The organism is Streptomyces sp. NPDC033229 (assembly GCF_055576875.1).
Map to the genome: position 1 here is coordinate 1 of NZ_JBVIQR010000062.1, position 23,785 is coordinate 23,785.

Genomic DNA, 23,785 nt, shown 5'->3' on the forward strand with positions numbered 1-23,785 from the left:
CCATCCCTACGGCGCACCAATGACAGCCATACCCAGAGCCCCCGGGCCCTCCGATCTTACGAATGACCAGAGCAACCACCCTTGAAAGGTAGGACTCCCATGTCCGCGAAGGCAGCCGGACCCACCGAAATCACCGACGCCGTCATCGAGACCGTCATCGCCCGCCGGATCATCGACAGCCGGGGCAACCCCACGGTCGAGGTCGATGTCGTCCTGGCGGACGGATCCCTGGGGCGCGCGGCTGTTCCCTCCGGCGCCTCCACCGGTGCCCGGGAGGCCGTGGAACTGCGCGACGGAGACTCCGCGCGCTGGCACGGCAAGGGTGTCGATCGCGCGGTGGCCCACGTCAACGGGGAGATCGCGGCGTGCGTGCGCGGCCGGGACGCGGCGGACCAGGCGGGGCTCGACGCCGCGCTGGTCGCCCTCGACGGCACCGCCACGAAGTCCCGGCTCGGCGCCAACGCGGTGCTCGGGGTCTCCCTCGCCGCCGCCAAGGCCGCCGCGGCGGCCCACCGCCGGCCCCTCTACCGTTACCTCGGCGGCGCCGAAGCCCACCTCCTGCCGCTGCCGATGATGAACATCGTCAACGGCGGCGCGCACGCCGACAATCCGCTGGATTTCCAGGAGTTCATGATTGCGCCTGTGGGCGCGGACACCTTCGCCGAAGCCGTCCGCATGGGCAGTGAGGTCTTCCACACCCTGCGCCGCGATCTGCTGGCCGCCGGGCACTCCACGGGCGTCGGCGACGAGGGTGGCTTCGCGCCCGCGCTGCGTACCGCTGAGGAGGCGCTCGACTTCGTGATGACCGCCATCGAGCGCACCGGCTACCGTCCCGGCGCGGACATCGGCCTGGTCATGGACCCGGCCTCGTCGGAGTTCTTCCGCGACGGGGTGTACGACTACGCGGGCGAGGGGGTGCGCCGCACCCCCTCCGAGCACGCCGACTACCTGGCCAAGCTCATCGACGCCTACCCGGTCGTCTCCATCGAGGACCCGATGGCGGAGAACGACCTGGACGGCTGGCGCGAGTTGACCGCCCGCGTCGGCGACCGCTGTCAGCTCACCGGCGACGACGTGTTCTGCACCAACGAGACGCTGCTGCGCGAGGGCATCCGCACCGGTGTCGGCAACTCGGTTCTGGTCAAGGTCAATCAGATCGGAACCCTGACCGAGGCGCTGGCCACGGTGGCCACGGCCCACGAGGCGGGCTGGACGGCTGTCATGTCGCACCGCTCGGGCGAGACGGAGGACACCACCATCGCGGATCTGGCGGTGGCGACCGGCTGCGGTCAGATCAAGACCGGCTCGCTCTCACGCTCCGATCGCACGGCGAAGTACAACCAACTGATCAGGATCGAAGAGGAGTTGGGCGACTCGGCGCGCTTCGCGGGCCGCTCCGCACTGCGGCAGCCCTGCTGATTCTGTTCGTGCGGCGTGAGCGGGCCGCGGCCCATCCGCTGATGGAGCACGGAACGGCCGCGCCCCATTCCCCGAGGGCCCCTCACCAGCCCGGGCCATAGAGCGCTTCTCCCTGCGAACTGGGCGTTGGGGGCAGTGAGCACGCCGAACCCGGCTGACGAACCAGCCGTGATCACCAGGGTTGCCAGGCTCCGTTGTACCACTGCTCGTGGGCGCTGTCGTTGTGGTGATCCATGTTGAAGTCTTCGGGGTAGTTCCTGACGTGGTTGTTCGGGTAGGTCCATATGCCGGCGGACTCGTCACACACGTAGTCCCAGTGGCAGATGGACTTGACCGGCACGTTGCCGAAGGCCCTGTCCGCCCCGGCGAGCGGGGCACCGATGATACCGCCGAACGGCACGGCTCCACCGTTGGCGCCGGGAGGGGCCTGGCGCTTGGGGTCCGCGATGAGAATGGCGTTGACGTTGTCGAACGTCCTCCAGTTCTGGGTGACCCAGATGTGTACCACGGCAGCACCCAAGGAGTATCCACCCATTTTGACGTGCTGCCCCGGGCACGCGGCCCGCTGGTTGCGGACCAGCCGGTTCAGCTCATTGACACCGGCCTGGGCGCTCGCGCCGTTGGGGATCTGGCTGGGGTACCCGACGTGTTGCTGGATGTTGCCGTAGAAGCGGTCGTTGTTCCACGAGCTGCCCGTGCCACCGACGACGATCGTGTAGGTGCCCTCGCACGAAGCCGCTGCTTGCGCTGAGGTCCCCTGTGTCACCGAAAGCCCGGTCGTCAGCAGAAGTCCGGCCAGCACGGCGGCGATTCTTCTTGCTCGCATCGATCCTCCCCAGGTAGTTGGCCTGTGCGTCCGCTGTCCATCGAGACGCGCAGTCGCCAAGGTCACCGGCCAACAGTGACAGCGGCCGATGAAATCCCGATGAAACCCGCGGAGCCCGGCCCACGGGGTTGCTCCGCCCTCAGCCCCGATACCGTCCCCGGTCGCTCTCTGTCGCTCACGGCCAGTGGTCCGACTTGGCCCTGAACGACGGACAGCGTCGGCAAACGGACGGGAGATCCGTCCGCGTTCCTTTGTCCGTCTTCTTGCCTCCGGGATCGCTGTAGTTCAGCGGCACCTTGAGTGTCGCGCACTGATAGGTGGCGGGGTTCTTCGCATCGCAGCGCTGCCACCGCGGTGCCTGTTGCGTGTACTGCCGCAGAGGGTCCTTGGCCGCGGATGCCTCAGCGCCAGTCACCGCAGCACGCTCGTCACCACCAACAAGCTGGCCCACGAGTTGCACGATTCGATCGGGCACACGCTGACCGCGACCACGATCCAGGCGGCGGTCGCGGGCGAGCTGCTTTCCGCCGACCCGGGGGCGGTGCGGGCCGCGCTGCGCAGCATCGAGGAGTCGGCCAGGGCCGCGCTGGAGGACCTGGATTACGTACTGGGCGTACTGCGCGAGGAGAAGGCGGAGACGGCACCGACCCGGACCCTGGCCGACCTGCCCGAGCTGCTCGACCGGTTGCGGCACGCGGGCGCGGTCCTTGATGTGGAGCTGGCCGGCGAGTTGGCGCAGGTGCAGGGGACGCTCTCCCGGGCCGCGTACCGGATTCTGCAGGAGGGGCTGACGAACGCGTTGCGGCACGGGACGGGCGGTCCGATCGGGGTCCGGGTGGCGGTAGCGCCGGACTCCCTTGAGCTCGGTGTGGTCAATGGGGCGGGCGCGGGCATGCGTACGGGTGCGGGTGTCTTCCGGACGTCCGGGCACGGCCTGCCCGGCCTTGCCGAGCGCGTGCGGCTGCTGCACGGTGAGATCGAGGTCGGCCCGGACGGGCCGCGGCACTGGCGGTTGGCGGTCCGGCTGCCGGTACGGGGCTCGGCATGGCCACCTCCGACGCGAGCTCAGCCGCCATGACGGGCGTCGGCTCCCGCCCCGCCGCCACCAGCCCTGCCCGTACCCCCGTCACCCTCTTGATCGCCGACGACGGCGAGGTGACCCGCAGCGGTCTGCGCACCCTGCTCGCGGCGCAGCCGGGGATCTCGGTGGTCGGGCCGCAGCCGCCGACGGCGTCGAGGCCGTCGAGCATGCGCGGCGGCTGCGGCCCGACGCGGTCCTGATGGATGTGCGGATGCCACGTCGCGACGGGATCGAGGCCACCCGGCAACTCCTTGCCGAGCCGGCCGAACCTCCGAAGGTCGTGGTGATCACCACCTTCGAGAACGACGGCTACGGCACTGCGGCGCTCAGCGCGGGGGCCAGCGGATTCGTGCTCAAGCGGCTTCCGGTCCGGCAGATCGCCGAGGCGGTACGCGTGGTGGCGGCGGGGGAGGCGATCCTCTTCCCGGCGACCCTGCGTCGGATGGTCACCGCCCGCCCGCTGGGCTCCGCCGAGGCGTTGCCGAAGGCGGCGCTGACGGAGCGGGAGGAGGAAGTGCTGCGGCTGATGGCCACCGGCCTGTCCAACCCGGAGATCGCGCAGTCACTCAGGGTGAGCCTGGAGACGGTGAAGACGCACGTCGGGAACGTGCTGACCAAGCTCGGTGCGCAGAACCGGACCCACGCGGTGGTGATCGCGTACGAATCAGGTCTGGTGGTGCCGGGGTTCACCGGCTGACGCGCAACACGGCCCGCGCGATCGCCACCGACTCAGGTACCGCCCGGCCCGAGCAGCGTCTCCGGAATGGGTGACTGAACCGTCGGCCCCGGTCTGCCCGGCTCAGCGCACCCTTCCCCGGGGTTTGAGCGCCACCGGCGGCAGTGCGGGCGCCGGCAGGCGCCCCCCGTCGTACCCCTTCACCGCACCGAAGCGGGAGCCGGTCATCCAGTCCGAACGGGCCTGCGCGATGTCCTCCTGGGACCGCCCGACGAAGTTCCACCACATGACGATCCGCTCCTCGAACGGTTCGCCGCCCAGCAGCATGAATGAGCTGTCGACGTCGGCGCGCAACGGCAGTTCGGAGCGGCCGCAGCCGAGGTAGAGCATCGACCCCGGCGCCAGCCGCACCCCGTCGACCTCCGCTTCGCCCGACATCGTCAGCGCCGCGTACTCGAAATCCGGCCGGACCGGGAGCCGGGCCGAGGAGCCCGCGGCCAGCGCGATGTCCGCGCCGACCAGCGGGGTGAACGTGGTGGCGGGCGAGGTGGTGCCCGCCAACTCGCCCATGATGACGGTGGCCTCGATCCCGCCGCCGGTGACACGCGGCAGCTCGGCGTGGTGCTCCCACGTCGGATCCGTGTGCCGGTGGGTGTCCGGCAGGGCCACCCACAGCTGCGCGCCGTGCAGCACGGGCGCGTGCTCGCGCGGGGACTCCTCGGAGTGGGAGATCGCGCGCCCCGAGGTCATCAGGCCCAACTCGCCGGGCCGCAGCGTCTGGAGGCTGCCGAGGCTGTCGCGGTGCAGCACCTCGCCGTCGTGCAGCCAGCTGACCGTCTGCAGGCCCATGTGCGGATGCGGCGGGACCTGCATGCCCGGCTCGCGGGCGATGTCATCGGGACCGTAATGATCGACGAAGGCCCATGCCCCCACCATGCGTCGCCCGAGACTGGGCAGCAGCCGGCGGACTACGGTGCTCTCACCGAGCGGAACCGTCTTGCCGGGCAGCAGATCGCGCACCGGCCGGGCGGTGACGTCCTGGCGGCCACCGCACACGGCCGGAGCCGGTCGGAGATCGAGATTGCTCATGGCAGCACTCTGCCACTCGGCTCCGTCAGCCATCGGCGCGCCTGTGGACGACCCGGCGCGGGGCGGGCTCGGTCTCGCCGTTCATGGCGGCGGCCAGCCGCAGATAGGGTGCGGCGTCGGCCGACCGGTTCTGCCGCTCCAGGGTGCGGCCGAGCATCAGATAGGCGTACGTCTCCGCCGGGTCCCGCTCCAGCACGCGCCGCAGTTCGGCCTCGGCGCGCTTCAGCTGGGCGGAGTGATAGTACGAGCGCGCCAGCAGCAGCCGGGCCGCCAGGTGCCCCGGTTCGGCCTCCACGACGGGGGCGAGGATACGGGCGGCCTCGGTGTAGTCCCGGGCTTCGAAGAAGAGCTGCGCACGTGCGTACTCCTCCGCGAGCGGGTAGGGCGTGGCGGGGAGTTCGGCGGTGGGGGAGAAGGGCCTGAAGGCGGTCATGGTCGCTCCTTTCCCCTGCGCCAACATGGATGAATGTTGAACTATTCCGGGGTGTTGCCGGGGCGCGCCGACTGCCCGGCACGGCGCGCCCGCCCCTTCGGCACCTGGGCGTATTGGCCATACGTCCAGGCCGAGGCAGCCACCAGGGCAGCGCCCAACAGCACACCGCCCACGACGTCCGACAGCCAGTGCACCCCCAGATAGACGCGTGTGAAGCCGACGCCGAGCACCGACACCACGCTCACCACCAGCGCGGTACGCACGCTCCGCCGCTCCGCCCCGTGCAACCACAGCAGCCACACGAGCAGTCCGCACGCCACCGTCGCCGTCAGTGCGTGCCCGGACGGGAAAGCCTGGTAGTGCGCGGTGGCCACCGGGTCCGGCCAGTGCGGACGGTCCCGTCCGACCGCCGCCTTGAGGCCTTGTTGCAGCGCCGTCCCCAGCGCCGAGGTGACGCCGATCCACAGTGTCGGCAGCCATTGCCGCCGCCACAGGAGCCAGAGCGCCGTGACGGCGAGCGCCAGGCGCATCGTCCACGGGTCCCACAGCCAGTCCGACAGCAGGCGCATGAAGTGCGTCCACCCGTCGTGCGTCGCCGCCATCGGGTGCAGGTCGTTCGCCACCCGTTGGTCCAGCGAGTCCAAGGGCTGCCAGCCGCTGCCGACCAGCACCAGGAGGACGACGAACAGGGCGCCGAGCACGGCTCCGGAACGCAGCCACACGGAGCGCGTGGGCCGGACCGGGGCGGCGGGCGGGTCGGAGAGGCGCGTGGGAACCTGCATGATCAGATCGTGGCCCATCAAAGCGCCACGAAACCAACCCGGGGCCGTGGGCCGGACCGCGGGAGCAGAAGCGGAAGCAGAAACCGGCCAGGGACCCGGGCGGGGGGGCGAGGGGCGGCCTCAGCCCGGTGTGCCGAGACCCAGCGCGCTGAGTCCCGGCGCGAAGGTCACCAGCAGCGGCACGACCGGCACCAGCGCCGCCGCGGCCGTGAGCCGCAGCCGCCTCGCGGCCGTCAGCCGGGGCGTGGGCTCCAGCAGCCGGTGGACCCGGCCGGGCACCTGCGAGAGCGGGGACGGGCAGGGGCCGAACACCCCGCTTTCCTCATTGAGTTCGACCAGTGCCAGAGCGGTCGTCAGGCGGCCGAACCGGCGCGAGGCGACGTCGTCCGCGGCCAACTCGACCAGGCGGTGGACCTGGTCGCGGAACGCCGCGAAGACCGGCACCTGCGGAAAGCCGGTCGCCAGCGCCGACGAGCAGTGCAGCAGCCAGTCGTGCCGGGCGCGCGCGTGTCCCTGCTCATGGGCCAGCACCGCGTCCAGCCGTGATCCCTTGAGCCGCCGCAGCGCACCCGTCGTGATCACCAATTGCGGCGTGGCGCGACCGCGCAGCCACCAGGCGTCGGGCCGGTCGCCCTCCAGCACCATGAGCCGGTCCGCGCCGGGCTCCTCACCGGGCAGCAGAGGGGAGCGCATGAGCAGCTCCGCGCGCCGCCGCCGGTGCCGCAGACGCGCCCAGTGCACCTCGCGGGTGAGCATCGCCGCCGTCCATACCGCGCCGCACGCGAGGGTGACGGCCAGGGGCGCCGCCCACGACCCGTAGGCGGTCAGGGCGTACGCCTCCACGACACCGTGCGGCGCCAGGGCGAAGACGTGGCCACGCACGGCCTGCCAGGCCGCGGCGGCGCTCAGCGCCATGGCGAGCACGCAGCACAGCAGCACGGCCGCGACGACGCATTGCCACACCCATAGCGCCACGACGGGTTCACGATCGGGCCAGTCGGCACGGGTCAGCAGGCGTGGCGCCATTGCCGCAGTCAGCCCGGCGAGGACCAGCAACGCGAGCGGGACCATCATGCCGGTCAGCCTATGAGCGCACGGCCGCCCCGGGGTACGCCCCCGCGAACGAAGTGACGCACGCCACGTGTGCCGCGGCGGGGCGTACCGCCTCCGCGCCCAGCCTCCCCACCGACGGCCCCCCCCCGGACGGCCCCGGCGGACCGTCCCTGCGGCCCGTGAGCTCCCTCGGCAACGTCACAGTGTGAGCAGCATCGCCAGCATGCCGATGCCCATGGTCAGCCGACAGGCGTTGGTGAGCTCGGGCCGCCACTGCCAGCCGGGGCGCGGCTGGCAGTCGGCCCAGGCGGCCTCGCCGGACGGCCCGGCCATCACCGGGACGAGCCCGGCCACCGACCGCACGACGTAGACCGCGAAATAGACCAGCAGCAACCCGGTCAGCAGGGGAGTCCCCGCCGGTGAGTGCGAGGTCCCGGCATGCCCGCCGACGGGGGCGCCCGCCATCGCGAGCGCCATATAGACCATCGCGAACGCGCCCACGGCGTGGTGCAGATGGTGAGCCTCGGCCCGCTCCCGGGCCAGCAGCAGCGCGCGCAGTCCGCCGGTCGCGAACACCACGGCGAACAGCGGTGCCCCCCACGGTCTGGTGTCCAGCGCCGCGGCCGGCACCGCCATCGCCGCCATGCCCAGCCCCATCAGCGCGTCCCCGCGTGCGGCCCGGCGCTCCCCCGCCGCGCCGGCCCGCACGCTCAGGAGGCAGTACGCGCCCGTCGCGGCGCACAACGCCACCAGCAACCACCCGACCAGCGGCGGTCCGTGCACGGCACACCTCCATGGACGCACACTTACCTCCGGAGAATGCCCACTGAGGCCGCATCACACGGGAGCGCACAGGCGCAAAAGGGGAGCACGGAAAGGGGTGGCTGTGCGCCCGCGCAACGCCGGCGCACGGGCCGCACGGCCGCCACGGCCTGGAGGGACGCGCCGGACCGCCCAAGACGCCCAGGGCCGCACCGCCGGATCCCCTGGATCTCCGGGCGATACCGCACGGGGGTGGCCCCCTAGATCCCCGGGCGATACCGCATGGGGTGATCCTCCGGGACCTCCACCACCGCGATGCGCACCCCGTCCGGGTCGGCGATCCACATCTCCACCAGCCCCCACGGCTTCCGCTCCGGTGGCTCCAGCACCGCGACCCCCTGGCGCCGGAACTCCTCGTGCGCCGCCTCCGCGTCCGCGACCTGCAACCACAGCTCCAGGCCGGGGGCGGGCGGGTCGGTGGCGCGACCGGAGACCTCCAGGAATCCGCCGCCGAGGAAATAGACGGTGCCGCGCTCGGGACCGGTCCCGAACTCGCGGTAGACCGCGAGGCCCAGCGTCCGCCCGTAGAAGACCCGCGAACGCTCGGGGTCGGTCGGCCTCAGTAGCACCCTGCTGCTCAGAACGTGCACCATGCCCGCGACTGTACGCACACCGCACCGGGTTAGGGTCATAAGGGCCGACAACCATACGGAGAGGACCCCGGAACATGATGGAAACCGCCGGTAGCCGTACCGCCGAGCCGACCTTCCGGGCGGCCACCACCGCGGATGTGCCCGCCCTGGTCGAGCTGGTCGAGTCGGCCTATCGCGGTGACGACAGCCGGGCGGGCTGGACGACCGAGGCCGATCTGCTGGACGGGCAGCGGACCGACCCCGACGGCGTCCTGGCCGTGGTGACCGACGAGTCCAGCATCCTGCTCGTGGTGGAGCGGGACGGCGAGATCGTCGCCTGCTGCCAGCTCGAACACCGTGGTACCCACGCCTACTTCGGGATGTTCGCGGTCCGCCCCTCCCTGCAGGGCGCCGGGCTCGGCAAGGTGATCATGGCGGAGGCCGAGCGGGTCGTCCGGGCCGAGTGGGACGCCCGGGAGATGCACATGACGGTCATCCGGCAGCGCGACGAGCTCATCGCCTGGTACGAGCGCCGGGGCTACCGGCGCACCGGCCGGATGTCCCCCTTCCCCTATGGCGACGACCGCTTCGGCGTCCCGCAGCGCGACGACCTCGAGTTCGAGCTGCTGGTGAAGGAACTGGCAGAACGGGCCTGAGACCGCGCGGCCGGCCGGCCCCTCTCCGTCGGCCGGCCCTCACAGCCGGCCGGCCTCCACGAGCCGACGCAGGAAGCGCCGCGTGCGCTCCTGCCGCGGCTCGCCGAAGACCTCCGCGGGGGTACCGCGCTCCAGCACCACCCCGCCGTCCAGGAAGCACACCTGATCGGCGACGTCCCGGGCGAACCCCATTTCATGTGTGGCCAGCACCATGGTCATGCCCTCCTCCTTGAGGTCACGCACGACGCTCAGCACCTCGCCCACCAGTTCCGGGTCGAGCGCCGCGGTGATCTCGTCGAGGAGCAGCAGCCGGGGCCGGCCGGCCAGGGCCCGGACGATCGCGACGCGCTGTTGCTGACCGCCGCTGAGCCGGTCCGGGTACTCGCCCGCCTTGCCGTCGAGCCCCAGCCTCCGCAGCAATTCGTGCGCCCGCTCCTCCGACTCCGCGCGCGGCACTCCGTGGACGCGACGCGGGGCGAGGGTGACGTTCTCCAGCACGGTCATGTGCGGAAAGAGGTTGTAGGCCTGGAAGACGACGCCGATCCGGCGGCGCACCGCGTCCGGGTCCACGTGGGGATCGGTGATGTCCTCGCCGTCGAGGAAGATCGCGCCGTCGTCGATCTCCTCCAGGAGGTTCGCGCAGCGCAGCAGGGTGGACTTGCCCGAGCCGGACGCACCGATGAGCGCGGTCACGGTGTGCGGGGCCACCTCCAGGTCCACGTCGCGCAGCACGACGGACCGGCCGAAGGTCTTCCGGACGGACTCCAGTCGCAGCACGGCGTCGGTGCCGGCCTCGGCGCCCTGGTCGGTGCCCGTGTCGGTCCCGGTGTGGTCGGGCTCGCTCATACGATGCCTCCCTGCGCCCGGCGGCGGTCCATCCGCGCGGTGATCCAGTCGGTGAAGCGGGTCATGGGGATGGTGAGGGCCACGAAGATCAGCCCCGCGAGCACATACGGCGTGTAGTTGAAGCTCTTGCTGGAGATGATCTGCGCCGCGTAGACCGCGTCGACCGCGCCGGCGATCGAGACGAGACCGGTGTCCTTCTGGAGCGAGACCAGGTCGTTGAGAAGCGGCGGCACGACCCGGCGCACGGCCTGGGGCAGGATGACGAACCGCAGTGTCTGGCGTCCCGTGAGGCCCAGCGAGCGGGCCGCGGCGCGCTGGCTGGGGTGCACGGACTCGATGCCGGCGCGGAACACCTCGGCGACATAGGCCGAGTACGTCAGCACCAGCGCCGTACCGCCCAGGACAACGGGGTCGGTCGTCACCCCTTGCAGCCGCAGCGCCGGCACGCCGAAGACGACCATCAGCAGGCAGATGATGAGCGGCAGCCCGCGGAAGAAGTCCGTATAGGCGGTGGCGAGCGCGCGGAGCGGGAAGAACACCGGGCCGCGCAGGGTGCGGGCGACGGCGATCAGCAGGCCGAGGACGAGGACCGCCGCGCCGCAGACGAGCAGCAGCCGGAGATTGAGCAGCAGCCCCTCGAGGACCTTCGGCAGCGCCTCGCGCGCGTAGTGGGCGCTGAAGAACGTCTCGCGGGTGCGGGGCCAGCCGGGGGAGTTGACGACGAGGAGGAAGAGCGCGACGGCCGTGATCAGGGTGCTTCCGGCCGCGATGGCCGTGGCCCGGCGGGCCCGGGTCCGCTTGAACCGCTCGCGCTCGACGCGCCGCGCGGACGGCACGTAGGCATCGGCCGTGTCCGTCCTTTCCGACGCACCGGAGCTCTTCTCGGGGGTCTTGTCGAACATCCCGTGTGCCGGGTCCTCCGGCACCGTGTCCTTGACCGTCACTTGAGCACCGGGGCGTCCGCGGCCTCGGAGAGCCACTTCTTCTCCAGGCGGGCCAGCGTGCCGTCCTTGCGCAGCGAGTCGACGGCGTCACTGACGCACGCCGTGAGCGCACTGCCCTTGTCGAGGACGAGGCCGAACTGTTCGGCCTTGCCGCCCGTGGCGTCGAACTGACCGACGATCTTCGCTTCCTTCACCTCCGCGGAGGTGATGTAGAAGGCCGTGGGCAGGTCGACGATGATCGCGTCGACCTGGCCGTTCTTGAGCGCGGTCTTGGCGAAGTCGTTCTTCTGGAAGACGGCGGGCGACTGGGTGGGCTTGATGATGTCGTTGAGGACGTCGAGGCTGGTGCTGCCCACCTGGGCGCCGAGCTTGGCGCGCTTGAGGTCGGCGACGGACGTGGCCTTCGCCGCGGGGGAGTCCTTGAGCGCGATGACGGCCTGGCGCACGTCGTAGTAGCCCGGGGAGAAGTCCACGGCCCGGCGGCGCTCGTCGCTGATGGAGATCTGATTGAGGTCGAAGTCGAACTTCTTCTCTCCCGGCGCGAAGGAGTTCTGGAAGGGTACGGTCTGCCAGATCACATCGGAGGGGCCGTAGCCGAGCCGCTCGGCGACGGCGTACGCGACGGCCGACTCGAAGCCCTTGCCGGACGAGGGGGCGTCGTCCTGGAACCAGGGGGCGTACGCGGGCTTGTCCGTGCCCACCGTCAGCTTTCCGGCGGTCTCCGTGGCCTGCTTCCCCTTCCCGCACGAACCTCTGGCGGGCGCGGCGCCGGACGCCGTGCCGGGGGACTTCGCGGGGTCGGAGTCGTCCTGAGGGGCACAGCCGGAGACCGCCGCGCACAGGAGGGCGGCGGTGGCGGCCAGGAGCGCGCGGCTGCGGGCGTAACGGTGCTGGTTGGCGACGGGCATGGCGGGAGACTGGCAGCGCGCGAGGTGATCTGTCCAGGTCATGCCACGAACGGTCCGAATAGCGGAAGACTGTTGCCGATTCATGAACGCTCATGAACGCGGCGGCGCCGGGGTGGACGTACCGGAGAACGGCTGGACCATGGCCGAAAAGACACCCGCACGGTCACGGTGACCGGTGTGCCGGAGGTGACAGGATCCCGTTTATGGGGCATGCCGGGCGAGGGGTGGCAGGAAAAACAGCGGCCCGACCGGGGGGTCCGCAGGATAATTTATCGCCACTCCCCTTGAGGCGAAGAACCTGACACAGATACGGTGTCTTAACACCAGGTTCTCCTGAGGAGGGGTAGCCATGACGGAAATCCTTGCGCCGATAGCGGCAGAGGCCAACATTTTGTCCGCGGAGCGTGTGGTGGGCCACCCGGCCTGGGCCACGCTCAAGGACGCCGTAGAGACAATTCGGCCTTGGCAGTCCGCGGACGGTTCCATCGACCTCACGGCCGAGGGCGCACCGCCGGGCGAGAGCGTCCGGGCCGAGGTCGACCGCGTGATCGCGGCCATCGGGGAGCTCTCCCCGCTCGTGCCCCACGACGCCGAGTACCACCTCGCTCTCGCCGCTGACCTGCGCCGCTGGGCCGACACGGGCTTCGGCGTGCCGGACTTCCTCGACTCCCTGCTGGCCTTCCAGCCCGCCGCGCACCGCGCCGACGGCCTCCAGCACCTCGTGGTCTTCCCCATGTACACGCAGAACGGCAACCCCGACCGCAACCTCGAGGCCGTCGTCCTGCGCGTCGTATGGCCGGAGTGGCTCTCCGAGCTGGAGCGCACCCGCTACGACAACCCGCTCTTCCTCGGCATCACCTTCGAGGACTTCACCTCGGGCTACGACACCAACTCCGCGGTCCTCTTCCCGGAGACCATCGCCGTCCGCGAGGCCCCCGAGCGCTTCACCTGGGGCGGGATCTTCTGTGACCGCGAGGCGGCCCGCTTCCGCGCCGTCACCGAGGCGGCCGTCGCCACCCTCGGCCTGGAGCTGCCCGCCGACATCGAGGCCATGGTCGGCGACCAGCACCGCTGCGAGGAGGCCTTCGTCCTGTGGGACATGGTCCACGACCGCACCCACAGCCACGGTGACCTGCCCTTCGACCCCTTCATGATCAAGCAGCGGCAGCCGTTCTGGATGTACGGGCTGGAGGAGCTGCGCTGTGACCTCACCGCCTTCAAGGAGGCCGTGAAGCTCGAGGCCGACGGCTACTCCCAGGGCCGCGACGTGCAGTACGCCGTGCTCTTCGACCGGATGTTCCGCTTCCCCCTCTCCGGTGACCGGGTGCGCAACTACGACGGCCTCGGCGGGCAGCTCCTCTTCGCCTACCTTCACAAGCACGACGTCGTACGCTGGACGGACAACACCCTCCACATCGACTGGCAGCGTGCCCCGCAGGTCACCAACCAGCTGTGCGCCGAGATCGAGAAGCTCTACCGCGACGGCATCGACCGTCCCAAGCTCGTCCACTGGTTCGCCGCCTACGACCTGGTCTCCACCTACCTCTCCCCGCACCCCGGCTCCGTGTGGGCCAAGGGCCCCGACGCCCTGGACCTCACCCAGCCGCCCCGCAAGCTCGTGGACGACGTGCTTCCCGACGAGTTCCCGCTCAGCATGTTCTATGAGGCCCTTGCCAAGAAGCTGCGCGGCGTGATCGCCTCGACCAAGGGGATCACCGCGCCGCGCGAGCAGGTGGCCGCGTGAGCAAGCTCGAGAGTGAGGCGACGACCATGAGCACTCCGACGAACGGCAATGGCCGGCTGGACGGGGCCGTCGTGGCGGTGGCGGGAGCCGCCGGCCCGGCGGGCCGTGCCGCCCTGCTGCGCCTGGCCGAGGCCGGGGCGACCGTCGTCGCCTCCGACGCGGACGCCGCCCGCCTCGCCGAGGCAGTCGACGCCGCCCGTTACGCCCACGGCGGCGCCACCGTCACCGGCGACACCGTGGATCTGCTCGACCTCGAGGCGACCCGCGCCTGGGCGGACCGCACCGAGAAGGAGTTCGGCCGCATCGACGGCCTCGTCCACCTGGTGGGCGGCTGGCGCGGCTCCGCGAGCTTCGCCGAGACCGACATCGCCGACTGGGACCTCCTGGAGAAGCTGCTCATCCGCACGGTGCAGCACACCTCCCTGGCCTTCGAGGCCCCGCTGGCACGCAGCGGCAACGGCCGGTACCTCCTCATCAGCGCCGCGGGCGCCAGCCGGCCCACCGCGGGCAACGCCGCCTACTCCGCCTCCAAGGCCGCCGCCGAGGCCTGGACGCTCGCCCTCGGTGACGCCTTCCGCAAGGCGGGGGGCGAGGAGGGCCCGGCGGCCGCGGCTGCCATCCTGGTGGTCAAGGCGCTGGTGCACGACGCCATGCGCGCCGAGCGTCCCAACGCGAAGTTCGCGGGCTTCACGGACGTCACCGACCTGGCCGAGGCCATCGTCGACGTCTGGTCCAAGCCCGCCCAGGAAGTGAACGGAACCCGTCTGTGGCTGACTCCGCAATCGTGACCCCGGTGACCGACGCCGTCCGTCGGCACGACACCGAGCTGCGCGGCTTCGCCAGCGACAACTACGCGGGCGCGCACCCGGAGATCCTCGCGGCGCTCGCCTTGGCCAACGGCGGTCATCAGGTCTCCTACGGAGAGGACGTCTACACCGCCCATCTCCAGGACGTGATGCGTGCCCACTTCGGGCCCACCGCCGAGGCCTTCCCGGTCTTCAACGGCACGGGAGCCAACGTCCTCGCCCTCCAGGCGGCGACCGAGCGGTGGGGCGCGGTGATCTGTGCCGAGAGCGCTCACCTCCACGTCGACGAGTGCGGCGCGCCCGAGCGCGTGGGCGGACTCAAGTTGCTCACCGTGCCGACCGAACACGGCAAGCTCACGCCTGAGCTGATCGACCGTGAGGCGTTCGGCTGGGACGACGAGCACCGGGCCCAGCCCCAGCTCGTCGCCATCACCCAGACCACCGAGCTGGGCACCTGCTACACCCCCGAGGAGATCCGGGAGATCTGCGACCACGCCCACGAGCGCGGCATGAAGGTCTTCCTGGACGGCTCGCGCATAGCCAACGCGGCGGCCACGCTCGGCCTTCCGCTGCGGGCCTTCACCACCGACGCCGGAGTGGACCTGCTCTCCTTCGGCGGCACCAAGAACGGGCTGGTGTTCGGCGAGTGCGTCGTCGTCCTCAACCCGGACGCGGTACGGGCGATGAAGCACCTGCGCAAGATGTCGATGCAGCTGGCCTCCAAGATGCGCTTCGTCTCGGCCCAGTTCGAGGCCCTGCTCACGGGCGACCTCTGGCTGCGCAGCGCCTCGCACGCCAACGCCATGGCCACGCGCCTGGCCGACGGCGTACGGGCCGTGGAGGGCGTCGAGCTCCTCTACCCGGTGCAGGCCAACGGCGTCTTCGCCCGGCTGCCGCACGACGTGGCCGTGCGCCTGCAGAAGCGCTACCGCTTCTACTTCTGGGACGAGCCGGCCGGCGTCGTCCGCTGGATGTGCTCCTTCGACACCACCGAGGCCGACGTGGACGCCTTCGTCGCGGCGGTCGCGGAGGAGATGGCCAAGTAGCGGCGCGCCTCCCGCACGCATGACCCATGCATGATCAAGGCCCCCGGCCGTCGCGCAGACGGCCGGGGGCCTTGTGCCTCCCGGCGTGGGTGAGCCGCCCTGGGTGTGTCCGGCGATTGACCGCCGTTACAGGCCCTAGCCTCGCCGGTCCAGCGCCGCGGCCTCCGCCGGCGTGGGAGCCGTGCCACCGAGGTGGGACGGTATCCACCAGGTGTCGTCCGGCCCCTTGGGGCGCACGGGATAGGCGCGCTGGGCCGCCTCCAGCAGGTCCTGGACCCGGGCCCGGACGCGCTCGGTGACGGTGTCCGCGTGCTCGGCGGGGTCGGCGGCGATCGGCTCGCCCACCCGCATCGTGATCGGGATGTGATGACGGCCCAGATCGCGCTTGTGACCCTTGGTCCACAGGCGCTGCGTACCCCACAGGGCCATCGGCAGCACCGGAACGCCGGCCTCCTGGGCCAGCCGGGCCGCCCCCGACTTGAAGTTCTTCAGCGTGAACGACTGGGAGATCGTCGCCTCCGGGAAGACCCCGATGATCTCGCCCGAACGCAGCGCCTTGAGGGCGTGCTTGTAGGCGTCCATGCCCGCCGCGCGGTCCACGGGGATGTGCTTCATCGCCCGCATCAGCGGGCCCGACACCTTGTGCCGGAAGACGGACTCCTTGGCCATGAAGCGCACCAGGCGCTTGGCCGGGCGGGCGGCCAGCCCGCAGAAGACGAAGTCGAGGTATCCGATGTGGTTGCTCACCAGGACCGCCCCACCGCGCTGCGGAATGTGTTCGCTGCCTTGGATGTCGAAGCGCAGATCGAGCGCCTTGAACATGGTGCGGGCGGCGCCGATCACCGGCGGGTAGACGAGTTCTGCCATATCGGGGAATCCTTCTGGGCCTGGGGAGGGGTGTCCCGGCTGAAGTTACGCGGCCGTAGGTTCTCGGCTTCCGGCAGATCGTGCCTGAATGCCCGGCCTGTCGGCCAGCGAGGACGCCCCGCAGAACGGGAGATTCTCATCACGTCTGCCGGAATCCGGTACAGCCGAAGGTACACCGGGGATCCGGCGCGGACCCTGCCCGTGCCGAACCCCGGCCGACCGGGCCACCGGGGCCGCCCGCCGGACCCGTCGCCCGGGCGGGAAATTTCTTCGGGCCCTACGGTGCTGCACACGGGAGATCGGACACAGGTCCGGACGGTGACCGGACGGCGACGACGGAGGGGCGCGGGTGGGCGGGCGGGCAACGGAGGGCGAGGGGGAGCGGCTGAGCGCCGCCGACATCGGCGCGGAGCTGGGGGAGCGGGCCACACTCGTGCAGTTCACGAGCGCCTTCTGCCAGCCGTGCCGGGCGACCCGGCGCACCCTCGCCGAGGTCGCGGCCATGGTCGACGGGGTGGCGCACGTCGAGATCGACGCGGAGGCGCGGCTCGCACTCGTGCGCGCCCTGCGGATCACCGGTACGCCGACCGTCTTCGTCCTCGACGCGGACGGCCGCGTCGTGCGCCGCGCCGCCGGTCAGCCGCGCAAGGCCGATGTCATCGCGGCCCTCGGCGAAGCCGTCTGACCCGTGATCCGCCTCCCATCTCCCCGGCGGCACTTGACGCTCCGTGCCCCGAATCGTCACTGTGACGCTATGTGGCCTGGAACCCGCCTCCACGGACGCGCGCACGAGGATCTCCCGCAGACCTCGGGCGCGCGCTGTCCGAGCCCGTGAGCAGCCCCGACCGCACGCTCCCGGCTCGAACCTCCAGCAGAAGGACCACTTGATGACGGCCTCGTCCCAACTGGGCACCGCCCACCTCGCGACCCCCGAACTGCTGCGCTCCGTCTTCCGGCGGCACGCGGCCGGCGTCGCTGTGATCACCGCGCCCGGCCCGCGCCCGGTCGGCTTCACCGCCACCTCCCTCACCTCCGTGGCCGCCGAACCCCCGGTGATCTCCTTCGGGATCGGCACCGGCTCCTCCAGCTGGCCCGTCGTCGCCGAGGCCGAGCACGTCGGGGTGCACATACTCGGCGAGCACCAGCGCGAGCTGGCCGGCACCTTCGCCCGCAGCGGCGCCGACCGGTTCGCCCCGCCCACCCAGTGGCGCACCGGCCCCGAGGGAGTGCCGCTGCTCGACGGCGTACTGGCGTGGCTGGTCTGCCGGGTGGTGGCCCGGGTGCCGGCCGGCGATCACCGGATCGTGCTCGCCGAGGCGGTCGTCGGCGACCCCGCCGGGGCGGGCCGCCCGCTGCTGTACCACCAGGGACGCTTCAACGGTCTGCGGGACTGAGACGTCCCGTATTTCCCGCGTTGGACAGATCACAGTTCGGCGGCCTTGCGCTCGGGGAACGCACTCGATGTACTGGCGAGTAACATTCTGGTGGGAGCGGAGCCCGATCCAGCCGGAATCCGCCCCACAAGGCGCCTATGCTGCCTGCACAAGGCAGCTACGAAGAGACGATGCAGTAGGAGAGCCGGCGTGAGCTTGAGGATCGTTGTCTGTGTGAAGTACGTGCCCGACGCCACCGGCGACCGGCACTTCGCCGAGGACCTGACTGTCGACCGCGACGACGTGGACGGCCTGCTCTCGGAGCTCGACGAGTACGCGGTCGAGCAGGCGCTGCAGATCGCCGACGAGGCGGACGACGCCGAGATCACCGTGCTGACCGTGGGCCCCGAGGACGCCAAGGACGCGCTGCGCAAGGCGCTGTCCATGGGTGCCGACAAGGCCGTCCATGTCGAGGACGACGACCTGCACGGCACCGACGCGCTCGGCACCTCGCTGGTGCTCGCCAAGGCCATCGAGCACGTCGGCTACGACCTGGTCATCTCCGGCATGGCCTCCACCGACGGCGGCATGGGCGTTGTCCCGGCGATGCTCGCCGAGCGTCTGGGCGTCCCGCAGGTGACCCTGCTCTCCGAGGTCGCCGTCGCCGACGGCAAGGTGACCGGCCGCCGCGACGGCGACGCCGCCAGCGAGCAGCTGGAGGCCTCCCTCCCGGCCGTCGTGTCCGTGACCGACCAGTCCGGCGAGGCCCGTTACCCGTCCTTCAAGGGCATCATGGCCGCCAAGAAGAAGCCGGTGGAGTCCCTGGACCTCTCCGACCTCGGCCTGGAGGCGGACGAGGTCGGTCTCGACGGCGCCTGGACCAAGGTCGACGACGCCACGGAGCGCCCGGCCCGCACGGCCGGCACGATCGTCAAGGACGAGGGCGAGGGCGGCAAGCAGCTCGCCGAGTTCCTCGCGGGCCAGAAGTTCATCTGACCGCTTGAGGCCCGGGGGCCCCACGGCGTCGCCCGCCGACGCCACAGCCCCCGGCGCGCACGGCAGTCGAGCTTCCCCCGGTCCGTACGAACCGTCACCCGCCCCTCTTTTTCGCGCAGGAGAACACCCCATGGCTGAAGTCCTCGTTTACGTCGACCACGTGGACGGTGCCGTCCGCAAGCCCACCCTCGAGCTGCTGACCCTCGCCCGCCGCATCGGCGAGCCCGTCGCCGTGCACCTCGGTGCCGGTGCCGACGCCGCCGCGCCGGTGCTCGCCGAGTACGGCGCGGTCAAGGTCCTCACGGCCGACGCCCCCGAGTTCGCCGACTACCTCGTCGTACCGAAGGTGGACGCGCTGGCCGCGGCGTACAAGGCCGTCTCCCCGGCCGCCGTGCTCGTGCCGTCCTCCGCGGAGGGCAAGGAGATCGCGGCCCGTCTCGCGGTCCGCATCGGTTCCGGCATCATCACCGACGCCGTCGACCTGGAGGCCGGCGACGAGGGCCCGGTGGCCACGCAGTCCGTCTTCGCGGCCTCGTACTCCACCAAGTCCCGCGTCACCACGGGCACCCCGGTCATCACCGTGAAGCCCAACTCCGCCGCCCCCGAGGCCGCCCCGGCCGCGGGCACCGTCGAGCAGCTGGCCGTCTCCTTCGGCGAGCTGTCGACCGGCACCAAGGTCGTCTCCCGCACGCCGCGCGAGTCGACCGGTCGCCCCGAGCTGACCGAGGCCGCGATCGTGGTCTCCGGTGGCCGTGGCGTCAACGGCGCCGAGAACTTCCCCCTCATCGAGGCGCTGGCCGACTCGCTCGGCGCGGCCGTCGGTGCTTCGCGTGCCGCCGTCGACGCCGGCTGGTACCCGCACACCAACCAGGTCGGCCAGACCGGCAAGGCGGTCTCCCCGCAGCTGTACATCGCGGCGGGCATCTCCGGCGCGATCCAGCACCGGGCCGGCATGCAGACCTCGAAGACGATCGTCGCCATCAACAAGGACGCCGAGGCCCCGATCTTCGAGCTGGTCGACTACGGCGTGGTCGGCGACCTGTTCGAGGTCGTCCCGCAGCTGACGGACGAGGTCAAGTCCCGCAAGGGCTGACCCCTTCCGCTCCCGGTCTGCTCGCAGTCCGCTGGTGAGGTCCCCGTGCGCGCCGCGCACGGGGACCTCACGCGTGTTCCCGCCGGGGCCCGGGGGTGTTGACCATCCGCTTGGGCGCCGATAGCTTCCCGCACACGGATAGTTGATTCCGTAAAGCGGAAAGCTGACAGTCGGAGGGTGTGCAATGGGGCAGCACGAGACGGTGGCCACGACCTTCGCGGCCTCGGTGCGCGAGGCCGTCGGCGCATCGCTCGCGGACGTCGACGCGGAACTCGCGCGCCGCTACCCGGGCGATCCGGGCACCCGGCAGCCCGTCCACACCGTCTACGTCCCCGCCGACGCCTTCTCCGCCGACACCGTCCGCTCCTGGGGGGACCGGGCGCTCGCGGCCCTCGACGAACACGCGCCCGACGCCGCAGCGTTCGCCGCCGTCCTCGGGCTGCGTGACGACCTCGCGGAGGAGGTTTACGAGCGCGTTCGCGACAAACTGTCACGCGAGCCCGTCGAAGACCTGCGGGTGGACTTCGAGGACGGCTACGGCCCGCGCCCCGACGCCGAGGAGGACGCCGCCGCCGCCCGCGCGGCGCGGCTCCTGGCCGCAGCGCACGCGGACGGCACGGCTGCTCCCTATGCGGGCATCCGGATGAAGTGCATGGAGGCGCCCGTCCGTGAGCGGGGCATCCGCACCCTCGACATCTTCCTCACCACACTGATGGAGGCCCAGGGCCTGCCCGACGGGCTCCTCCTCACCCTTCCCAAGGTCAGCCATCCCGGGCAGGTCACCGCGATGGCCTGCCTGGCCGAGGAGTTCGAGAAGGCGCACGGCCTCGACGCGGGGCGGATCGTCTTCGAGATCCAGATCGAGACCACCCAGGCGATCCTGGGGGCCGACGGCCGCGCCACGGTCGCCCGGCTGATCGATGCCGCCCGGGGCCGTGCCACCTCCCTGCACTACGGCACCTTCGACTACAGCGCCGCCTGCCAGGTGGCCGCCGCGCACCAGGCGCCCGATCATCCGGTGGCCGACCACGCGAAGGCCGTCATGCAGGTCGCGGCGGCGGGCACGGGGGTCCGCCTGTCGGACGGTTCGACCAATGTCCTGCCCGTCGGCCCGGCCGAGCGGGTGCACGATGCCTGGCGGCTCCACCACCGCCTCGTACGCCGGTCCCTGGCCCGCGCGTACTACCAGGGCTGGGACATGCACCCCGCTCAGCTGCCGACCCGTTACGCCGCCGTCTACGCCTTCTACCGCGAGGGCCTGGACCGGGCCGCCGCCCGGCTGGTCGCCTACGCCGGCCGGGCCGGTGGCGACGTGATGGACGAGCCCGCCACGGCCAGGGCGCTCAGCGGTTTTCTGCTGCGCGGCCTGGACTGCGGTGCCCTCGACACGGACGAGGTCGCCCGGCTGACGGGCATGACGCGGGCCGACCTCGACGGTCTCGCGGGGCGCGCACCGCGGAAGTGAGAGCGGGGGCGTCGGCCGCGGCGGGGGTGGATCAGTCCTCGGCGGGCGGGAGTTCGCCCGAGCCACGCACGACGAGGCGGGTCGGCAGCTCCACGCGCCGCGGTGGCTCGCAGGCCCCGTCCAGTCGTCGGAACAGCCGCTCGGCGGCAGTCCGGCCGAGGCGCACGGCGTCCTGGGCGATCACGGTGAGTGCGGGGGAGAGCAGGTCGGCCAGTTCGAGGTCGTCGAAGCCGACGAGTGCGACGGGACGGGGCCGGCCGGCTATGACGCGGACGACGGTGGCCGTCACCCGGTTGTTCCCCGCGAACAGGGCGGTGACCGGCCGGGGGCCGGCGAGCATCCGGACCGCTTCGGTCCGTACCCGCTCGGGGGTGGTGGGGCCGAGCGACACCCAGGCGTCGTCGACGGGGAGTCCGGCGGCCGTCATCGCGGCCCGGTAGCCGCGCAGCCGCTCGGTGGCGGTGTGGATGCCCGGCTGGTCGCCGAGGAAGCCGATGCGGCGGTGGCCGTGGGCGATGAGGTGGGCGACTCCGTCGCGGGCGCCGCCGAAGCTGTCCGAGAGCACCACGTCGGCGTCTATCAGCCCGGCGGGACGGTCGACGAACACGGTCGCGACGCCCGCCGCGATCTCCGGTTCGAGATACCGGTGGTCGTGGCCGGCCGGGATGATGATCAGGCCGTCGACCCTGCGGGCGCAGAGGGCGAGGGCCAGCTCGCGCTCGCGGTCCGGATCCTCGGCGCTGGAGCCGTTGATCAGCAGCGCGCCATGGGCGCGCGCGACCTCTTCGACGGCGCGGTTGAGCGGTGCGTAGAAGGGGTCGGCGAGGTCTTCCAGGACGAGGCCGATGGAGGCGGTGCGGCCCTTGCGCAGAATGCGGGCGCTGTCGTTGCGGCGGAAGCCGAGCGCGGTGATCGCGTCCTGGACCCGCCGCTCGGTGTCGGGGGTGACACCGGGCTCGCCGTTCACGACCCGCGAGACGGTCTTCAGCCCCACCCCGGCGCGGGCCGCCACGTCCTTCATGGTCGGACGGGTGCCGTAACGGGGCGGCGGGCGGCGGGCGGTGTCGGCCACGGTGGCTTGTCCTTCGTCGAGGTCCGCGGTGCGGCGGGTGACGTCGAGCATAGAGCCTGGACAACGTTGTCAACACCGGCGAGACTGACACCTTCCGCCACCCCCTGCCGCCCGTGTACCAGGAGAGACAGCCCCCATGCGCACCGCATCCGACGACCTCGTCGCCGCCCTCGACATCGGCGGCACCAAGATCGCCGGTGCGCTCGTGGACGGCCGGGGGCGGCTGCTCGTGAGCGCGCGGCGGCCGACGCCCGCGCGGGAGGACGGCGCGACGGTGATGGGCGCGGTGGCGGAGGTGCTCGGTGAGCTCCTGCGGACCGCGCACTGGCCGCGCGTCCGGGCCGTGGGCATCGGCAGCGCGGGGCCCGTCGACGCCTCCACGGGGACGGTCAGCCCGGTCAATGTGCCCGGCTGGCGCCACTTCCCGCTGGTCGCCGAGGTGGCGGGGCTGGTCGGCGACCGGCCGGTGGTCCTCGTCGGCGACGGGGTCGCGATGACCGCCGCGGAGCACTGGCAGGGCGCGGCCCGGGGGCGGGCCAACGCGCTGTGCATGGTCGTGTCCACCGGCGTCGGCGGTGGCCTGGTCCTGGGCGGTCGACTGCACACCGGCCCCACGGGCAATGCGGGTCACATCGGGCACATCAGTGTCGACTTCGACGGTGACCCGTGCCCGTGCGGTGCCCGAGGCTGCGTCGAACGCATCGCCAGTGGCCCCAACATCGCCCGCCGGGCGCTGGACGCCGGATGGCGACCGGGCCCGGACGGCGACCGCAGTGCGGCGGCCGTCGCCGCGGCCGCCGAAGCGGGCGATCCCGTCGCGCTCGCCTCCTTCGCCCGGGCGGCGCAGGCGCTGGCCGCGGGCATCGCCGCGACCGCGACGCTCGTCGAGATCGAGGTCGCCGTCATAGGCGGCGGCGTCGCGGGAGCGGGCGAGGTGCTCTTCGCCCCGCTGCGGGAACGCCTGCGCGACTACGCCATGTTGTCCTTCGCGTCCTCGGTGGAGGTGCTCCCCGCCCGGCTCGGTTCGGACGCGGGTCTCGTCGGGGCGGCAGCGGCGGCGGCCGGGCACCTGGGGCTGTGGAAGGGGGCGGCGGGGGGCCGGGCCGCCGCGGGCTCCGCCACCTAGACGAGTCATTCCGAATGCTGACGGTGTGTCCGGGAACGCAGACAGGGCGTCCAAGATCGTTGTGTGACGAACAACCTGGACGCCCTGCTG

At 71.8% G+C, this 23,785-nt stretch carries 24 protein-coding genes and 1 pseudogene; 13 read left to right on the top strand and 12 right to left on the bottom strand.

Annotated features, from left to right (window positions below; all coding sequences use genetic code 11):
- Nucleotides 1–99 precede the first annotated feature (99 nt).
- On the top strand, nucleotides 100–1,419 hold the full coding sequence (eno, locus tag ACZ53N_RS32510) for a phosphopyruvate hydratase (RefSeq protein ID WP_469144395.1): 1,320 nt from the start codon (nucleotides 100–102) through the stop codon (nucleotides 1,417–1,419).
- A 172-nt stretch (nucleotides 1,420–1,591) separates the two neighbouring features.
- Here the strand turns inward: eno and ACZ53N_RS32515 are convergent, their stop codons facing one another.
- Complete coding sequence (locus ACZ53N_RS32515; RefSeq protein WP_469144396.1) at nucleotides 1,592–2,245, bottom strand: cutinase family protein; 654 nt, start codon at nucleotides 2,243–2,245, stop codon at nucleotides 1,592–1,594.
- A gap of 184 nt (nucleotides 2,246–2,429) precedes the next feature.
- On the opposite strand from ACZ53N_RS32515, the gene ACZ53N_RS32520 reads away from it, so the two are divergent.
- Together ACZ53N_RS32520 and ACZ53N_RS32525 are read left to right on the top strand one after the other, a co-directional pair.
- The gene (locus ACZ53N_RS32520) at nucleotides 2,430–3,323 is read left to right on the top strand and encodes a sensor histidine kinase (RefSeq protein ID WP_469144397.1); all 894 of its coding nucleotides are present in this window, start codon (nucleotides 2,430–2,432) and stop codon (nucleotides 3,321–3,323) included.
- Nucleotides 3,320–4,023, top strand: a pseudogene (locus ACZ53N_RS32525) (response regulator). The gene ACZ53N_RS32520 and the pseudogene ACZ53N_RS32525 overlap by 4 nt, the downstream one beginning before the upstream one ends.
- 102 nt (nucleotides 4,024–4,125) lie before the next feature.
- Here ACZ53N_RS32525 and ACZ53N_RS32530 read toward each other — a convergent pair.
- The 6 genes from ACZ53N_RS32530 to ACZ53N_RS32555 form a co-directional block, all read right to left on the bottom strand.
- Nucleotides 4,126–5,091, bottom strand: a complete 966-nt coding sequence (locus tag ACZ53N_RS32530; RefSeq protein WP_469144398.1) for a pirin family protein — start codon at nucleotides 5,089–5,091, stop codon at nucleotides 4,126–4,128.
- A gap of 25 nt (nucleotides 5,092–5,116) precedes the next feature.
- Nucleotides 5,117–5,524, bottom strand: coding sequence for a tetratricopeptide repeat protein (locus ACZ53N_RS32535; RefSeq protein ID WP_370423078.1), 408 nt, complete (start codon nucleotides 5,522–5,524; stop codon nucleotides 5,117–5,119).
- A gap of 41 nt (nucleotides 5,525–5,565) precedes the next feature.
- Nucleotides 5,566–6,306, bottom strand: a complete 741-nt coding sequence (locus ACZ53N_RS32540; RefSeq protein ID WP_469144399.1) for a phosphatase PAP2 family protein — start codon at nucleotides 6,304–6,306, stop codon at nucleotides 5,566–5,568.
- A gap of 120 nt (nucleotides 6,307–6,426) precedes the next feature.
- Nucleotides 6,427–7,380, bottom strand: a complete 954-nt coding sequence (locus tag ACZ53N_RS32545) for a M56 family metallopeptidase (RefSeq protein WP_469144400.1) — start codon at nucleotides 7,378–7,380, stop codon at nucleotides 6,427–6,429.
- Between the two features lie 177 nt (nucleotides 7,381–7,557).
- Nucleotides 7,558–8,142 (bottom strand): DUF5134 domain-containing protein, encoded by a 585-nt coding sequence (locus ACZ53N_RS32550; RefSeq protein ID WP_469144401.1) that lies wholly within the window; start codon nucleotides 8,140–8,142, stop codon nucleotides 7,558–7,560.
- A gap of 239 nt (nucleotides 8,143–8,381) precedes the next feature.
- Entirely contained in the window at nucleotides 8,382–8,774 is a 393-nt protein-coding gene (locus ACZ53N_RS32555; protein ID WP_366684794.1) for a VOC family protein, read from the bottom strand.
- Between the two features lie 77 nt (nucleotides 8,775–8,851).
- Here ACZ53N_RS32555 and ACZ53N_RS32560 point away from each other — a divergent pair, with 77 nt between their 5' ends.
- Nucleotides 8,852–9,409, top strand: a complete 558-nt coding sequence (locus ACZ53N_RS32560; protein WP_469144412.1) for a GNAT family N-acetyltransferase — start codon at nucleotides 8,852–8,854, stop codon at nucleotides 9,407–9,409.
- 39 nt (nucleotides 9,410–9,448) lie between these two features.
- Here ACZ53N_RS32560 and ACZ53N_RS32565 read toward each other — a convergent pair whose 3' ends face one another.
- The 3 genes from ACZ53N_RS32565 to ACZ53N_RS32575 are packed head-to-tail and all read right to left on the bottom strand — an operon-like array spanning nucleotide 9,449 to nucleotide 12,149.
- Entirely contained in the window at nucleotides 9,449–10,255 is an 807-nt protein-coding gene (locus ACZ53N_RS32565) for an amino acid ABC transporter ATP-binding protein (protein WP_469144402.1), read from the bottom strand.
- Entirely contained in the window at nucleotides 10,252–11,157 is a 906-nt protein-coding gene (locus tag ACZ53N_RS32570; protein WP_469144413.1) for an amino acid ABC transporter permease, read from the bottom strand. Before ACZ53N_RS32570 ends, ACZ53N_RS32565 begins: the two co-directional genes overlap by 4 nt.
- Nucleotides 11,158–11,195: 38 nt before the next feature.
- On the bottom strand, nucleotides 11,196–12,149 hold the full coding sequence (locus tag ACZ53N_RS32575) for an ABC transporter substrate-binding protein (protein WP_469144403.1): 954 nt from the start codon (nucleotides 12,147–12,149) through the stop codon (nucleotides 11,196–11,198).
- Between the two features lie 307 nt (nucleotides 12,150–12,456).
- Here ACZ53N_RS32575 and ACZ53N_RS32580 point away from each other — a divergent pair, with 307 nt between their 5' ends.
- Genes ACZ53N_RS32580 through ACZ53N_RS32590 form a run of 3 tightly spaced genes read left to right on the top strand, consistent with a single transcriptional unit; the run spans nucleotide 12,457 to nucleotide 15,703 of the window.
- On the top strand, nucleotides 12,457–13,851 hold the full coding sequence (locus tag ACZ53N_RS32580; RefSeq protein WP_469144404.1) for a DUF6421 family protein: 1,395 nt from the start codon (nucleotides 12,457–12,459) through the stop codon (nucleotides 13,849–13,851).
- Nucleotides 13,852–13,877: 26 nt separating this feature from the next.
- Nucleotides 13,878–14,639: an SDR family NAD(P)-dependent oxidoreductase gene (locus ACZ53N_RS32585; protein ID WP_469144414.1), complete on the top strand. Its 762-nt coding sequence runs from the start codon at nucleotides 13,878–13,880 to the stop codon at nucleotides 14,637–14,639.
- On the top strand, nucleotides 14,618–15,703 hold the full coding sequence (locus ACZ53N_RS32590) for a threonine aldolase family protein (protein WP_469144405.1): 1,086 nt from the start codon (nucleotides 14,618–14,620) through the stop codon (nucleotides 15,701–15,703). The genes ACZ53N_RS32585 and ACZ53N_RS32590 overlap by 22 nt, the downstream gene beginning before the upstream one ends.
- Before the next feature lie 135 nt (nucleotides 15,704–15,838).
- Here the strand turns inward: ACZ53N_RS32590 and ACZ53N_RS32595 are convergent, their stop codons facing one another.
- The gene (locus tag ACZ53N_RS32595) at nucleotides 15,839–16,570 is read right to left on the bottom strand and encodes a lysophospholipid acyltransferase family protein (RefSeq protein WP_469144406.1); all 732 of its coding nucleotides are present in this window, start codon (nucleotides 16,568–16,570) and stop codon (nucleotides 15,839–15,841) included.
- A gap of 349 nt (nucleotides 16,571–16,919) precedes the next feature.
- Here ACZ53N_RS32595 and ACZ53N_RS32600 point away from each other — a divergent pair, with 349 nt between their 5' ends.
- The 5 genes from ACZ53N_RS32600 (at nucleotide 16,920) to ACZ53N_RS32620 (ending at nucleotide 21,497) form a co-directional block, all read left to right on the top strand.
- A complete protein-coding gene (locus ACZ53N_RS32600) occupies nucleotides 16,920–17,255 on the top strand; it encodes a TlpA family protein disulfide reductase (RefSeq protein WP_469144407.1) in 336 nt (111 codons plus the stop codon).
- A 202-nt stretch (nucleotides 17,256–17,457) separates the two neighbouring features.
- On the top strand, nucleotides 17,458–17,964 hold the full coding sequence (locus tag ACZ53N_RS32605) for a flavin reductase family protein (protein ID WP_469144408.1): 507 nt from the start codon (nucleotides 17,458–17,460) through the stop codon (nucleotides 17,962–17,964).
- A gap of 189 nt (nucleotides 17,965–18,153) precedes the next feature.
- Entirely contained in the window at nucleotides 18,154–18,939 is a 786-nt protein-coding gene (locus ACZ53N_RS32610) for an electron transfer flavoprotein subunit beta/FixA family protein (RefSeq protein WP_469144409.1), read from the top strand.
- A gap of 130 nt (nucleotides 18,940–19,069) precedes the next feature.
- On the top strand, nucleotides 19,070–20,032 hold the full coding sequence (locus tag ACZ53N_RS32615) for an electron transfer flavoprotein subunit alpha/FixB family protein (RefSeq protein ID WP_130881084.1): 963 nt from the start codon (nucleotides 19,070–19,072) through the stop codon (nucleotides 20,030–20,032).
- A gap of 184 nt (nucleotides 20,033–20,216) precedes the next feature.
- Complete coding sequence (locus ACZ53N_RS32620) at nucleotides 20,217–21,497, top strand: DUF6986 family protein (RefSeq protein WP_469144410.1); 1,281 nt, start codon at nucleotides 20,217–20,219, stop codon at nucleotides 21,495–21,497.
- Between the two features lie 31 nt (nucleotides 21,498–21,528).
- Here ACZ53N_RS32620 and ACZ53N_RS32625 read toward each other — a convergent pair whose 3' ends face one another.
- Nucleotides 21,529–22,569 carry a LacI family DNA-binding transcriptional regulator gene (locus ACZ53N_RS32625; protein ID WP_469144415.1) on the bottom strand — a complete coding sequence of 347 codons (1,041 nt, stop codon included), beginning with the start codon at nucleotides 22,567–22,569 and terminating at the stop codon, nucleotides 21,529–21,531.
- A gap of 136 nt (nucleotides 22,570–22,705) precedes the next feature.
- On the opposite strand from ACZ53N_RS32625, the gene ACZ53N_RS32630 reads away from it, so the two are divergent.
- A complete protein-coding gene (locus ACZ53N_RS32630) occupies nucleotides 22,706–23,695 on the top strand; it encodes an ROK family protein (protein ID WP_469144411.1) in 990 nt (329 codons plus the stop codon).
- Nucleotides 23,696–23,785 lie beyond the last annotated feature (90 nt).

Bases quoted from the DNA above. Each gene is read 5' to 3' on its own strand.
- ACZ53N_RS32595 (WP_469144406.1), bottom strand. From the start codon at position 16,570: ATGGCAGAACTCGTCTACCCGCCGGTGATCGGCGCCGCCCGCACCATG.
- ACZ53N_RS32545 (WP_469144400.1), bottom strand. From the start codon at position 7,380: ATGATGGTCCCGCTCGCGTTGCTGGTCCTCGCCGGGCTGACTGCGGCA.
- ACZ53N_RS32570 (WP_469144413.1), bottom strand. From the start codon at position 11,157: ATGTTCGACAAGACCCCCGAGAAGAGCTCCGGTGCGTCGGAAAGGACG.
- ACZ53N_RS32605 (WP_469144408.1), top strand. From the start codon at position 17,458: ATGACGGCCTCGTCCCAACTGGGCACCGCCCACCTCGCGACCCCCGAA.
- ACZ53N_RS32580 (WP_469144404.1), top strand. From the start codon at position 12,457: ATGACGGAAATCCTTGCGCCGATAGCGGCAGAGGCCAACATTTTGTCC.
- ACZ53N_RS32530 (WP_469144398.1), bottom strand. From the start codon at position 5,091: ATGAGCAATCTCGATCTCCGACCGGCTCCGGCCGTGTGCGGTGGCCGC.
- ACZ53N_RS32560 (WP_469144412.1), top strand. From the start codon at position 8,852: ATGGAAACCGCCGGTAGCCGTACCGCCGAGCCGACCTTCCGGGCGGCC.
- eno (WP_469144395.1), top strand. From the start codon at position 100: ATGTCCGCGAAGGCAGCCGGACCCACCGAAATCACCGACGCCGTCATC.
- ACZ53N_RS32630 (WP_469144411.1), top strand. From the start codon at position 22,706: ATGCGCACCGCATCCGACGACCTCGTCGCCGCCCTCGACATCGGCGGC.
- ACZ53N_RS32615 (WP_130881084.1), top strand. From the start codon at position 19,070: ATGGCTGAAGTCCTCGTTTACGTCGACCACGTGGACGGTGCCGTCCGC.
- ACZ53N_RS32585 (WP_469144414.1), top strand. From the start codon at position 13,878: ATGAGCACTCCGACGAACGGCAATGGCCGGCTGGACGGGGCCGTCGTG.
- ACZ53N_RS32515 (WP_469144396.1), bottom strand. From the start codon at position 2,245: ATGCGAGCAAGAAGAATCGCCGCCGTGCTGGCCGGACTTCTGCTGACG.
- ACZ53N_RS32620 (WP_469144410.1), top strand. From the start codon at position 20,217: ATGGGGCAGCACGAGACGGTGGCCACGACCTTCGCGGCCTCGGTGCGC.
- ACZ53N_RS32540 (WP_469144399.1), bottom strand. From the start codon at position 6,306: ATGCAGGTTCCCACGCGCCTCTCCGACCCGCCCGCCGCCCCGGTCCGG.
- ACZ53N_RS32555 (WP_366684794.1), bottom strand. From the start codon at position 8,774: ATGGTGCACGTTCTGAGCAGCAGGGTGCTACTGAGGCCGACCGACCCC.
- ACZ53N_RS32575 (WP_469144403.1), bottom strand. From the start codon at position 12,149: ATGACCTGGACAGATCACCTCGCGCGCTGCCAGTCTCCCGCCATGCCC.
- ACZ53N_RS32535 (WP_370423078.1), bottom strand. From the start codon at position 5,524: ATGACCGCCTTCAGGCCCTTCTCCCCCACCGCCGAACTCCCCGCCACG.
- ACZ53N_RS32565 (WP_469144402.1), bottom strand. From the start codon at position 10,255: ATGAGCGAGCCCGACCACACCGGGACCGACACGGGCACCGACCAGGGC.